At 62.6% G+C, this 13,229-nt stretch carries 10 protein-coding genes; 2 read left to right on the top strand and 8 right to left on the bottom strand.

Annotated features, from left to right (window positions below; translation table 11 throughout):
• Position 1 precedes the first annotated feature (1 nt).
• The 6 genes from U5A82_RS19350 to U5A82_RS19375 form a co-directional block, all read right to left on the bottom strand.
• Positions 2-958 carry an AAA family ATPase gene (locus tag U5A82_RS19350; protein ID WP_326292487.1) on the bottom strand — a complete coding sequence of 319 codons (957 nt, stop codon included), beginning with the start codon at positions 956-958 and terminating at the stop codon, positions 2-4.
• The gene (locus U5A82_RS19355; RefSeq protein ID WP_326292488.1) at positions 955-2,196 is read right to left on the bottom strand and encodes a hypothetical protein; all 1,242 of its coding nucleotides are present in this window, start codon (positions 2,194-2,196) and stop codon (positions 955-957) included. Before U5A82_RS19355 ends, U5A82_RS19350 begins: the two co-directional genes overlap by 4 nt.
• Positions 2,193-2,870: a DUF4129 domain-containing protein gene (locus tag U5A82_RS19360; RefSeq protein ID WP_326292489.1), complete on the bottom strand. Its 678-nt coding sequence runs from the start codon at positions 2,868-2,870 to the stop codon at positions 2,193-2,195. The genes U5A82_RS19355 and U5A82_RS19360 overlap by 4 nt, the downstream gene beginning before the upstream one ends.
• A 226-nt stretch (positions 2,871-3,096) precedes the next feature.
• A complete protein-coding gene (locus U5A82_RS19365; RefSeq protein ID WP_326292490.1) occupies positions 3,097-5,562 on the bottom strand; it encodes a TonB-dependent receptor in 2,466 nt (821 codons plus the stop codon).
• A 281-nt stretch (positions 5,563-5,843) separates the two neighbouring features.
• Entirely contained in the window at positions 5,844-6,956 is a 1,113-nt protein-coding gene (locus U5A82_RS19370) for a glycoside hydrolase family 130 protein (protein ID WP_326292491.1), read from the bottom strand.
• Entirely contained in the window at positions 6,953-7,711 is a 759-nt protein-coding gene (locus U5A82_RS19375) for an SDR family oxidoreductase (RefSeq protein ID WP_326292492.1), read from the bottom strand. The genes U5A82_RS19370 and U5A82_RS19375 overlap by 4 nt, the downstream gene beginning before the upstream one ends.
• A gap of 210 nt (positions 7,712-7,921) precedes the next feature.
• On the opposite strand from U5A82_RS19375, the gene U5A82_RS19380 reads away from it, so the two are divergent.
• Together U5A82_RS19380 and U5A82_RS19385 are read left to right on the top strand one after the other, a co-directional pair.
• On the top strand, positions 7,922-10,213 hold the full coding sequence (locus tag U5A82_RS19380) for a glycosyltransferase family 4 protein (RefSeq protein ID WP_326292493.1): 2,292 nt from the start codon (positions 7,922-7,924) through the stop codon (positions 10,211-10,213).
• 26 nt (positions 10,214-10,239) lie between these two features.
• Positions 10,240-11,523: a glycoside hydrolase family 130 protein gene (locus tag U5A82_RS19385; protein WP_326292494.1), complete on the top strand. Its 1,284-nt coding sequence runs from the start codon at positions 10,240-10,242 to the stop codon at positions 11,521-11,523.
• Positions 11,524-11,834: 311 nt separating this feature from the next.
• On the opposite strand, the gene U5A82_RS19390 is transcribed toward U5A82_RS19385, so the two are convergent.
• Together U5A82_RS19390 and U5A82_RS19395 are read right to left on the bottom strand one after the other, a co-directional pair.
• Positions 11,835-12,398 (bottom strand): hypothetical protein, encoded by a 564-nt coding sequence (locus U5A82_RS19390; RefSeq protein ID WP_326292495.1) that lies wholly within the window; start codon positions 12,396-12,398, stop codon positions 11,835-11,837.
• A 440-nt stretch (positions 12,399-12,838) separates the two neighbouring features.
• A complete protein-coding gene (locus U5A82_RS19395; RefSeq protein WP_326292496.1) occupies positions 12,839-13,153 on the bottom strand; it encodes an immunity protein YezG family protein in 315 nt (104 codons plus the stop codon).
• Positions 13,154-13,229 lie beyond the last annotated feature (76 nt).

A 13,229-nucleotide genomic window follows, 5' to 3' on the forward strand; every position in this document is an offset into this window, starting at 1 on the left:
CTCAGCGTGGGGCCTCGATCGTGTCGATGATGCCGGTCACGACATCCTCGACCCGGCGGCCGTCGATTTCGGCGGCGGGGGACAGGATCAGGCGATGGCGCAGCAAGGCCGGGGCCAGCGCCTTGACGTCGTCGGGGATGACGAAGTCGCGCCCGTCGAGCGCGGCGCGCGCCCGGGCCGCGCCTGCCAGCATCGCACCGGCGCGCGGGGATGCGCCGCTTTCCAGGTCGGCGACGCCGCGGGTGCCGCGAATGAGGGCGAGGATATAGTCGATCACCTCGTCCACCAGCCGTACGCCGTTCACGACCTCGATCGCCTCCGCGATGCGGGCGGCGTCGGCGACGGGGGTCACGCCCCATGCCTCGGGCGTCATCGCATGGGTGCGCGCGCCATGGGTGGCGACGATCTTGCGTTCTTCCACGGCGCTCGGATAATCGACGCTCTGCTTGAAGAGGAAGCGGTCGAGCTGGGCTTCGGGCAGGGGATAGACGCCCTGCTGCTCGATCGGGTTCTGGGTGGCGACGACCATGAAGCGGTCGCTCAAGGCCAGGCTTTCGCCGTCGATGGTGACGGTGCGTTCCTGCATCGCTTCCAGCAACGCCGCCTGCGTCTTGGGCGGGGTGCGGTTGATTTCATCGGCCAGCAGCAATTCGGTGAAGATCGGACCGCGCGTCAGGGTGAACTGGCTGGTCTGGAAATTGAAGAGGTTCGCGCCGATGATGTCGCCGGGCATCAGGTCGGGGGTGAACTGGATGCGGCCGAAGTCGAGGCCGAGCGCGCGGGCGAAGCTGTGCGCGATCAGCGTCTTGGCGGTGCCCGGCGGGCCTTCCAGCAGGATATGCCCGCCCGAAAAGAGCGCGACGAGCATCAGGTCGATGGTCGTCCCCTGCCCCACGACCGCGCGGGCGACCTGTTGCTTGATGGCCTGGCCCAGGGCCTGAACCGTTTCTACATTCATCGGGCTTTGTCCCCTTGCCAATCATGGAGGGCCTGCGCTGCGTCGAGCAGGCTATGCCGGTTGTCCGCCGTTTGCGCCGCCTGTGCGAGGTCGGTGAAGCGGCGGGCGCCCTTCAAACTATCGAGATAGTGGTCGAGCGCCTCGTCTTTCAGACGCGCAGGCACGCCGAAGGCGCGCGCCGCACGATCGCGCATGGCGACAGCATAGCGCCCCCCGAGCCGCGATTCACGCCGTGCCTTGCGGATCAGCAGCGCGCTATTGTCGACCAGTGCGGTCTTGCCGAAGGCCACGGCGCGGGTCCGCGCGCGCGGCGGGCCGAAGCGACCGAATGCGTGGAAGCCCGCCAGCAGCAGCGTCGCGACGATCGCCAGGGTCATCGCCAGGAAGGGCGGTTCGAACAGTAGTTTCAACGGGCTGCGCGAATGGCCGAGGCCGTTGAACGATACATCAAAGGCGATGCCTTCGGCGTCGGTGCTGTTCATCCAGTCGAGCAGGGCCAAGGCGGCGCGGGCCTGCGACAGATCCTTCATCCCGCGATTGTTGAGCAGGTCGGGATCGGCCAGCACATAGAGCGGCCCTTCCCCCACCTGCGCCAATATGATGCCGCCCCTGCCGTCGGTAAGCAGCGGCGTGAGCTTGCGCCAGCGATCCTGCTGCCGCTTGTTGTCGGGATCGATGCCGGTGATGACCTGGATCGGGCGTGGCGCCCAGAAGAGGCCCGGCACAGCGTGCGACCGAAGCAGGCCGCCGCCGCTGCGATACTGGCGCATGATGAAGCGAACGCCGGGCGCGAGAACGCCGACCGGCTCGTAGAGTGGCAGCAACCCCTGATAGCGCGCCCAGCCGGCATGGTCTTCGTCGGGCACGGTGCGCCATTTGGGCAGGACGAACAGGGTCGGCCGCGTCGACCGTTCGATCAGCGCCGTGCTGATATCGGTCGCGCCGCTTTCCGGCGTGACGACCAGCAGATCCTCCGTATCGAAGGCCTGTGCATTGCGCACGATCCGGGGGTTGCGACCGGTCGCATCGGCCAGTTTCACCAGGCCCGCATAGCCGGTGACCGCATTGGACAGCGCATGCGCGCCGCCATTGCGGCCCGATCGCAGATCCGGCGCATAGGCGCCCAGCACCAGCATGCCGACGAAACCGGCAATGCCGATCGCCAGCATCAGCGCGACGGTGCGCGCCCGGAACAGGCCGCCATCATTGGGTTGGCGCGCTACGCCGATATCGCTCATGCCGCCCAGCTCCGCGTCTGCGCAAAATCGGCATAGGCGAGGCGACAGCGCCCCCATTCGTCCGCATCGATCGGGCGGCCGCCGAACAGGCTGCGTTCGACCGTAGCGGCGATTTCGGCAAACAGGCGGCGCGGTGCGGACGGGATCGCGTCGGCGCTGGCCAAGTCGCGGCTGGTGAGCGCGGGCCGGACGATCTGCGGGCGGCGGCGGGCGAGATCCTCCACGCTGCGCAGCAGGAGATGATGCACGGCCTCCGCATAGCGCCCCTGCCCGGCCAGCGCGTCGGCTTCCTCCAGCCAGGCGCGGGCGGGCGCGGCGTCGGGCGTCCAATCCTCTTCCCCGCCTTCGACCGGCGTGGCCGTGCGGCGGCGACGCCAGCGCGGCAGCCGCCACACGCCATGGCGCACGCGATCGACCACGATCCACAGGATGAGCGCCGCCAGCAGCGCGATCATCGTCCATAGGAAGATGCGGGCATAGGGTGCGTCGGGCATGAAGCCGCCGATCCAACGCAGGAAACGGCCGACCGGTTCGAGTATCTTTTCCAGCCATTCGCCCAGCGCCTTCAGCCAGGCGGGCGGCGGCTGGCGGCCCGGGGCGGGCATCATGTCGAACTGCACGTCGCCGCCCGCCCGCAGCGCGCTATGCGCGGCCGCCAGTTGTTCGTCCGACATTGGTCCTGGTCCGGCCATCGCTGCCTACCCCCGTCGCCGCCGACCCTAGCGGCTGAGGACGCGGGCGCAAGTCATTCCGGAAGCCGTCGGAGCCGGGCAGTCTTTTGTTAACCCTCTGTTTTCCCTATTGTGGCTTCCGGCTTTTGCGACACCACCCGTATGGGACATGGACTGAAAAAGGGAGCGGGCACTCGGTCCCACTCCCTTTCGTCCGCCCCCGATATCGTCAGTAGCGATAGCCGATCGTGAATCCGTAGGTCCGCGGCGGCAGCCAGGTCGCGCCGATGACGCGGCCCGTGGAAATCGCGAAGGTCGAGCTGGCCCGGAGCGTATCGGCGATATTCTTGATCCAGAATGAGGCGGTCAGATCCTCCTTGCTGGAGGTCCAGCGCAGCGCCGCGTCGAACAGCGTGAAGGATTTGGCCCCCTCGCTCAGGCGATTGAACTCCGTGAAGTAGATGGTGCTCTTGCCGGACATGTCGCCCGACAGGGTGACGGTGCCGATAGCGCTGCGATCCACCAGATCCAGTTCGCCATGGACGTTGTACGACCATTTGGGCGAGTTGCGGGTGCGGAAGCCTGCCAACTGAATCTGGCAGCCGCCCACATTGGGACGACCATCGACGCAGGGCGCGCCGAAGGCGGTGGGATCGGGATTGGTGACGGGATTGTACGCCGGTTGCCCCGGCTGTGCGACGTTGCGCGGGTCGAGCGGATCGAGCGTCAGGAAATCCTTATATTTACTGTCGGTATAGGAGACGCCGCCCGACAGGCGAACCCGCTGCATCGGCCGGAGCATCCATTCCAGTTCGATGCCCTTCGCCTCCGTCCGGGCGGCGTTTTCGAAGATCGTGGTATAGCCGGTGGGACCGCCGCCGATCGTCTTGTTGATCTGAAGATCCTTGAGCTTGTACCAATAGCCCGCGAGGTTGAGGGTCAGCGCACGATCGAACAGGTCGAGTTTCGCGCCGATTTCATGGTTCTTCATCTTTTCGGGCTTCACGATCGTCGAACTGCCCGCCGCATTCTCACCCGACCCGGCCTTGAAGCCCTCCGAATAGGTGTAATAGAGCAAGGTGTTGCCATTCGGCTGCCAGTTCAGGCCGATTTCCGGAGTGAAGTCCTTGAACGTCTTCTGCCGGTAGGTGCCGCCCTGCGCAAAGGGCGCATCGTTGAAGGCCAGCACCGACCCGGCGGCCGGATTGGCATTGGCTGTCAGGACGACCGACATATTGGCGGTCGATACTTTTTCATGGCTGAAACGCCCGCCCAGCTTGAGCGTGAAATTATTCAGTCCCATCGCCTTTTCGAGATCGAAATTGAGCTGGCCGAACGCCGCCCAGGCTTCGGTGTTGAGCCGCGAGCGCAGGCAGACGCGGTTGGGCGAGACGCCGGTCGGAAAATCGCACAGATAGTCGGCATAGGCCAGGCTGATCGAGCCGGGCGCCACTGCCCTGCCATTGATGATGGTAGGCCGGGTCGCGAGGAAGCCGATGTTGCTGGCCATGCCCCTGGACGATGTCAGGCCGACCTGGTCGCGCGGGCGTTGATGCTCGCCGAAATAATAGAGGCCGACGACGCCGTTCAGGATGTCGCTGTCATATTTGACCTGAAATTCGTTGCTCCACTGCTTGGAATTGATGGTGCGCGTCTGCACCGTGGTCGCGGTCGGCAGTTGGTTCACCACCGCCGAAATATCGAGATCCTGGATCAACTGGGTCTTGAAATCGCGGTAATTGGCGACGTTGGTGATGGAGAAGGCGTCGCTCAATTCCCAGTTGAAGGTCGCCGTGTAGGACTGGCTCTTGCTATTGACCGAAGGCGGCTCATCGCTGCCCAGGTCGCGGGGCTTCCGGGCGATGCCGGCCGGGCCGAGGGGCGCGAGGCGTCTAACGCCGGGAAAGGCGTCCCCATAATAATGGACTGCGCCGCTATTGTCGTCCTGACGGAAATATTCCGCCGAAAGGAGCAGATCGGCCTTTTCGGAGAAGAGTATCTGCGCCTGGCCGCGCACCATCTTGCGATTGAGGTCGTCGACGTCCCAGCCGTTGAACGGGTCTTTGCCATAGCCGTTGCGCAGTTCGCTCTTCGCCGCGATGCGCAGACGCAGCCAGTCGGCGATCGGGCCGGCCACGGCGGCTTCGGCGTTGAGCGCCTGATAATTGCCATAGCCCAAGCGGACATAGCCGCTCAGCCTTTCGGTGGGTTTGGCCGTGATGATGTTGATCGAGCCGCCCACGGCGTTACGACCGTACAGGCTGCCCTGCGGCCCGCGCAGCACTTCGACCCGCTCGACATCGAACAGCGACGTCAATTGCGCTTCGGCCCGTGCGACATAGGCGCCGTCGACATGCAGGGCGACGCCGGTGCTGCTGCCGGTCGTGGAGGTGTTGGCGCCGACGCCGCGGATGAAGATCTTCGCCTGGTTGAAGTCGTTGCCGAACGTGACGGCGGGCACCAGTTGCTGCATGTCCTGCAGGTTGCTGATCCCGGCATTGACCAGCGCATCGGCGCTGACCGCCGACACCGCGACGCTGACATCCTGCAACGACTGGGCGCGCTTTTGTGCCGTTACAATGATTTCGTCATAGCCCTTGTCGGTGCTGCCATTGTCCTGGGCCAGCGCCGGATGCGCCATGGCGAGCGCCATGACAGACGCAGACAGGCGCATATGCTTCCGCAATTTCGGCATCCTCTTTCTCCCTGTTTTTACGACCGAATTGAACCGGCTCTGTCGCCTTTTACATTTGGCGAAGCCGCGCATCCAGCGAAATGTTTACTAAGGATACAAATCGCCGTTCGGGTAGGTTTCGCGCGCCCGTCGCGCCATGCGGTTTCCCGATGAACGCGATACGCATCGGGCCGGAATCCTGATCCTGACGTGAAGGCCACGGTCCGATGGGTCGGCACCGTCTGACATCCCTCGAGCGATAGGCGTGCGAAGGGCCTGGCGGTTCAGCTGTTTGTCGAATGCTAAAATATGCGCTTGTTTATAAGCGTTATTCTGCAGGCCAGATCAGCCTCTCCAGACGCCACTATATAATGATCGCCCGCAGCGACAATGCCCGTGGTAAATACGATGTCGCGCAAGTAAAGTTGATGCTCCAGCGGCTCCGTCAGCTTAGCATTCGCTTCCAGCAGCGGTTTGTAATGGGTCCGCAGCACGATTGCGGGATCGTCACGGTCGAGCAATGACCAATAGGTCCGGTATATCCCGGCGATTCCGCCCGGTTCCACGCCGTGCCACAAGGTCAGCCAGCCTTCGTCGGTCAGGATCGGTGGTGCCCCACCCCCTATTCTAACCGTTGCGGTGGTTGCGGCCTGGGGGCGGATGCCCGGCTTGCGATAGGGCTTCCAGAAGCGCCCGTCGGGCGAGGTGGCCAGATTGATCGACGGTCCCGCCCGCCATGCATTGCCGGGGGGATAGGCAAAGTAGAGATCGCCCAGGGGCCGCGTCTGCGCCCAGTAGCGCCCGTCGATGGTCCCTTCGAAGATGAGCATATCCTTATTCTGGTGATCCAGGACGATATCCTCGAACCGCCAGTCCAGTCCGTTGTCCGACACATAAAGCGTCGTGCAATGTCGCTCCGGACTGACCGAGCAGGTCGTCATGAGCCATTCGTCCCCCACCCGGCTGATACGCGGGTCTTCGATGCCGTAGCATTGGAAATCATGCTCCGGTGCGATCGCGCGATCATAATGGACCGCAACGACGGACAGGCCGTCGGGCGTTAGTTCCACCGGCAACAGCCAGGACAGAGAGGTCAGCGCCAGGACATCCCATCCCTGCCCCTTGACCGAGAAGGTGCGAGGATCGGAAGTTTCAACCTGGTGCAACGGCCAGGCATCGAGATGATAGCGTCCATCTTCCCACCGTATCGCGTGGATATGGCCATCCCAGACCGGCGTGCGCAGCGCTTCCGCCACGCGAACCATCAACAGGAGGTTGCCGCTGGCGAGCCGCGTCAGTCCAGGATTGAACGCGCCCAGAACATAGGTTTTCGCGTCGACCTTGCCCGCCATCGGCGACCGCGCCAGATCGACGTCGTCGGGCACGAAGACCAGTTTATCGATTGCGTGGCTCATTCCTGATCCAGCATGCGCGGCACGATGGTCAGTTGCTGGACGACGACGCGGCGCGGCTGGCTCAACAGATAATGGACGCCGACCGCGATATCCTCGGCGCGCAGCATCGTTTCCTCGGCGATCATTGCGCGCTGCTTGTCAGCAGGGATGTCGGGATATTGGAAATCGGCGCCGGTCTTCCCCGGTTCGACCAGCGATACCCTGATGCCCTTGGGACCAAGCTCGCGTCGCAAGGCTTCGGAAAAACCGGCGATGCCTGCCTTGATCCCGGCATAGACCGTCGACCCCGGCCCCAACACATGGGCGCTCATCGATCCGATCAGTACGATGTCGCCTTCGTCGCCTAAAGCCTCCATGGTCGCATGCGCGCTCATGACATAGGCAGTAAAATCGACCGCCAGCGCGTAACGCAGGTCCGCCTCGCTCATATCGCTCAAGCCTTGCGCCGGGACGGCGGCGTTGATGACGACAATGTCCGCCCCGCCCAGATAGTCCCGCGCTGCCGCCATGAACTTGCGCACCGCGCCTTCGTCGGCAAGGTCGATCGCGATGCCATCGCCTTTTCCCACTTCCCGGATGCGCGCGAGCGCATCGTCCAGATGCTCAGGCGTGCGGCCGCAGATGAATATATCCACACCCTCGCTCGCCAATAGAACCGCGATGGCGCGGCCGATGCCTGTGGTGCCGCCGGTGATGATCGCGCGTTTGCCGGAAAGTTTCGGCTGATCGGTATGGGCGTCGGCTATATCTGTCATGCGGCGTCCTCATCGTTGCAGGCGTGTCGCTGTAATCCTCCGCTGCTCGCGAAGTTGCGCGGTATTACACAGATCGCGAAATTTCATTACGTGTAATAGAGCAGCAACTTTTTACCTGTTCGCACGTTGAGTTTTTACATTCAGCGGTACCGCGCCTTTCTGGCTGTTACAGGCATCAGGAAGATCGTTACCTCCTCAGAAAGATCGCCCATGTTGCATAAGCCTTTCAACAAGGAAATTGTGCCTGCGCCCCTTCGCCATATTGCGCTGATCGGCAATTCGATGCCCAGGCGCTGCGGCATAGCGACTTTCACGACTCATTGCCGCGACGCCATGGCAGAGGCTTTCCCTGATCTCATCGTCGATCATTATGCCATGGATGACGGACAAGGCGCGATCGACTATCCTGCCGATGTCATCCGTGTGCCCCAGTTCGATCCGATCGCCTATTCCGAAGCGGCGCGACGCATCGAAGAGAGCGGCGCGGAGACCATCTGGCTCCAGCATGAATTCGGGATTTTCGGCGGCCCTGCCGGCGATATGATCCTGAGCCTGATCGAGCGCACCGGCTTGCCGCTCGTCAGCACGTTCCACACCATTTTGGAAAACCCCAACCCTCAGGAACGCCGCGTCGCCGAGGCGCTTATCGCCCGTTCCAGCCAGATCATGGTCATGGCACAGCGCGGTCGCGATATCCTGTTGTCCCACTATGATGTGCCAGACAGCAAGATCGCCGTGATCCCCCATGGCGTGCCGGACCGACCGCATGTCGACCCGGCCACGATGAAGGCCCCCCTTGGCTGGCAGGACCGCCCCGTCATCTTGACCTTCGGCCTGCTCGCCCCGGACAAGGGCATCGACGTCATGATCCGCGCCATGCCGGACGTGGTCGATCGCCATCCCGATGCGCTTTATGTCGTGTTGGGCGCGACCCATCCCAATATCGTGCGTGAACAGGGCGGTGAGGTGCTGCGTAACGAACTGAAGGCGCTTGCCAGTGCGCTCGGCGTCGAACGCAACGTCGCCTTCGTCGATCGCTATGTCGAGCAGGAGGAGTTGCTCGATCAGCTTCAGGCCGCCGACATTTACGTCACCCCTTACATCAATCCAGCGCAGGTGACATCGGGAACGCTTAGCTACGCGGTGGGCATGGGCAAGCCGATCGTTTCCACGCCTTATGTCCAGGCACGCGAAGTGCTGGGCGGCGACGTCGGCTGCCTGGTCCCCTTTCGCGACCCGCAGGCGATGGCGCATGCCCTCAATGCACTGCTTGACGACAAGGTGCTGAGCGAGACGCACGCCAGTCGCGCCTATGCCTATGGCCGCACCATGATCTGGAGCGAACTGGCCCGCAATGTCGAACGGCTGCTGAGCGAAGCACGCGCCATGCAGCCCGCGCGCCTGGTGCCGCGCCGAAGCTACGACATACTCGCGCCCGACATGACCGCCGTCCTGCGCATGAGCGATTCGACAGGCATGTTCCAGCACAGTATCCTGTCCGTGCCGGACCGTCGCCATGGTTATTGCATCGATGACAATGCCCGCGCCCTCATCCTCCTGAGTCAAATGCCGACCCTGGAAGATGCGGAACGCGACCGATGGATGACGACCTACGCCGCGTTCGTCCAATATGCCTGGAACCCGGACCGGAGCCGCTTCCGTAACTTCATGGCTTTCGACCGCAGCTGGTGCGAAGATAAGGGATCGGAAGACAGCGGCGGGCGCGCCATCTGGTCGCTGGGCGTCACCGCGCGCGATGCGCAATTCGAAAAGCACCGGCGTTGGGCGATCTCCCTGTTCGAACAGACCGCAGGCGCGCACGCCGCGATCGAGTCGCCGCGCGCGAAGGCTTTCCTGATCCTGGGTGCGAGCGCTTTGCTGGATGCGCTGCCTGGCCATGATCTGGCGCGCGGCATGATCGAAACCCTGTCGGCTGACTTGATGGCGCTGCACGCCACCCGTTCGGAATGGACATGGTTTGAGGATGTGCTTGCCTATGACAATGCCCGCCTGCCACAAGCCCTGCTGCTGGCGGGGCAGCATCTGGGCGACCGGCGCCTGATCGATCGCGGCCTGGCGACGCTCGAATGGTTGACGGCCAAGCAAACCGCGCCGGAGGGGCATTTTCGCGCGGTTGGCACCGAAAGCTTCGGCCGCCCCTTCGGCCATCCGCTCCCTTTCGATCAGCAACCGCTCGAAGCGCAGGCCAGCGTCGATGCTGCCACGGCGGCTTATACAGTCACCGGTGATTCGCATTGGCGTGGCGTTGCGGAAAATGCCTATCGTTGGTTCCTGGGGCAGAATGACAATCATGTGCCGTTGGCTACGGTGAGCGATGGCGGCTGTTATGATGGCCTGACACCCCATGGTGTGAACGAAAATCAGGGCGCTGAATCGATATTGGCGCTGCAACTGGCATCCTGCGCGATGAATGCCCTGTCCAAGCGAGAGTCTATCGTTCCAAAAGGGACGAATGCCGATATAGAGATGCTCTCGGCCTGATTATCGCAACATGGGATAGAGCGTTCTTGTCTGAAATCGACGTATTGCCGCTCCACCTGACGGCCAACCCAGCTCGGGTGGTCGTCCGGCCATTCCATCTTGCCTGGCAATCGCAAGGCGGCGCACCCAGTCGAACCCGACGTATCGTCGACGCCGTGCTGGCGATGGATGAGATTTCCGTCGAGCGACAGCTGAGGTCGGTGTTGCGCGATTTCGAGATGCGGCATTGGCACACCCGCCGCGTGTTCATGACCCGTTATGACGAAATTGTGGGCCTGCTGGACCTGGATTGCACAGGCCTGAGCGAAGCGCGGCGGCAGTTGCTTGGCGCCTATTTTTGCCACGAATATAGCTATTGCGCCGCCGCGCTGATGAACCCCAGCGTCGTGCCGCATCCCGACCAGTCGGGCATGAGTCCCGATAATTGTCGTATCCTCATTTCGCTGCGCGCCGTCGGCGAAGGTCATATCAGCTCCATCGCCTTTCGCGAGGGCATCATAACCCATAGCGGCGAATTATATCTGGCGCCCGAACCGCCCTTCGCGACCGCAGCCGACGCGCATCGCGATGAGGATCATCCGGTCGACGGCGCGGTCACCATCTTTCGGCACCCCGACAGCACATTGTCGGGCACGGTCATCTTTCCGATCACGGAAGCGCAGGCCAATGGACTGGAGGATCTAAGGCTCGTCAAATTTCATCATGACGATGCGGCGCCGGAGTGGCTCGGCACCTACACCGCCTATAATGGCCGAGCAATTCAGTCCGAACTGATGCGCACGCGCGACTTCCGCACGTTCGACCTCGTGCCGATGGGGGGCAGCGCCGCTCGCAACAAGGGCATGGCGCTGTTTCCGCGCAAGGTCGGCGGCCAATATATGATGATCGGTCGGCAGGATGGCGAAAACCTGTTCCTGATCAGCTCAGACAGCCTGACCCACTGGGATGAAGGCGAATTGCTCCTGACCCCGCGCTATCCGTGGGAATTGGTGCAGATCGGCAATTGCGGCGCGCCCATCGAAATCGATGAAGGTTGGCTGCTCCTCACTCATGGCGTCGGCGCCATGCGGCAATATTCCATCGGCGCGGTCCTGCTCGATAAGGACGACCCCCGCAAGGTCATCGCGCGTTCGCGCGAGCCTGTTCTGACCGCCTCCGGCGACGAGCGCGAGGGCTATGTTCCCAACGTCGTCTATACCTGCGGCGCGATGCGGCACGGCGCCAATATCTTCCTGCCTTACGGTATTGCCGACAGTTCGGTGGCCTTTTCCTTCGTGCCGATTAGCGACATGCTCGATCTTATGGATTAGCTGCTGAATAAAGCGCGTCAACGAAACCCTATAGCCCAGCGACTATGGTGGCGAAAGCTTCTCCATGATAATCATCGTCGCCGAACCGCTTGCTTTCCTGAACGCTGCTCGACACCATCAGCCGAAAGCGCCATCGCGCGTAGGCTAGCCTGCGCTCGGCCAAGACCAGGAATTCGGCGACGCGGCCCGTGCACGCCGACATTTCCTCGCTACGCAAATTCGCTACCAGCCGCCTGAGCCGATCGAGCGTGGCCGCTCTTTCCTGTTCAAGCAGTTCGGCTCAATGTAAGCATTATCATCGTACTTACAGATTATAGGCGCATTCTAGAGATGTCGCCTCCCGCATGGGCTGTTCGATAACGAGCCCTCATTCGCCAAGCGCTTGGCGAGCGCGCAATAGGTCGGGCTGGTGCAGAATGGAGAAGGGTCAACTGATGCCCCATTAGCGCGCAGGTGGCCCGCCCCAGCACCTGTACATGGATATAGTGGCGAACCGCGTTCGCCGCGCGCACGCGCTCCATCAGATGACTGCGGGCGGGATCCTCCTGCGTGCCACTGGCCGGGAAGCTGTCGCTGAGCGCAGCGAGGCTCTGACCGTCCAGCTTGCCTGCCATGTCGGCGAAGAAGGCACGGCGCTCATCGCCCGACAGGCCGCCATTGCAGAACCAGTCGCCGTCCATCACCTCATGCGCGACCTGGTCCAGTTCGCCCGACTGCTGGAGACGATCGACCACCTGATCGGCCTGATCGGCGGGCAGCGCCGTCAGCGCGCCGACAATGTCCTTGGTCTCGCCATTGGTGACGGTATCGAACCAGCCCGACGTATCGAGCTTTTCATGAACGGTGTTGACGGCATCGCCGACGGGATCGGTCATGACGGGCGCTCCATTGTTAACGGTGTTGGAGAGTTTATACCAGATGCGATGATGCTGACCCATAGGGCAGCTCCCCGGCGAAGGCCGGGGTCCAGTTCTGGGCGCGGGACTGGGCCCCGGCCTTCGCCGGGGAACAACTGGCTATAAGTTCCTATAAATGCATCTTGGTATTATGCGATCGGTGGCTCCACGGATCGATTAACAAGGATAGTCGATCCGACCGATTATGCCGGTGCCGGGCCGGATAGCAGCCATACCACTGTTGGAAACCGCGCGCTTAACTTCACACATTTCCCGCGCATTGCGACATTTACGGTCAAAAGTCGGACATTATATTTCCAACATCATGTCACCCAGCAGCTACCCTGCAGGATATTGCGCGGCTGCGGTTCGATAGCTGAAAATATCAAGGGGCGGATCGGTAGGACAGACGCGGTACGTCAGTCGTCATATTCCACGTGCAGGTTGAACTTGCCGTCGGGTTGCAGGGTGAAGACGCAGCGGGACCATTTGCCCTTGCCGTCCTGCTGCATCCGATTGCGCAGCGCCACCAGACCGGCATGGATCGCCTCATTATCCTCGTAAGAAGGCGTGAAATAATTGCGGGCCTTACCGGGGGACGCATAGGCGAAGAGCAGATCGCTATAGCCATCGCCCACCTCGCCTTCGGTCCACAGCTTCTGCCATCCGGCGGGGGCCGCCTGCACCAGATGGCGCGCGATGGTCAGGTTCGGATCGGCGTCGGTCACGGTCACTTCTTCCCTCCGGGCACGTTGTCGAACATGCGCGTGCGCGGCACGCCGTCAATTTCATAGGTTACACGGAAATTGT

This window comes from Sphingobium sp. CR2-8 (assembly GCF_035818615.1).
Lineage (GTDB): Bacteria > Pseudomonadota > Alphaproteobacteria > Sphingomonadales > Sphingomonadaceae > Sphingobium.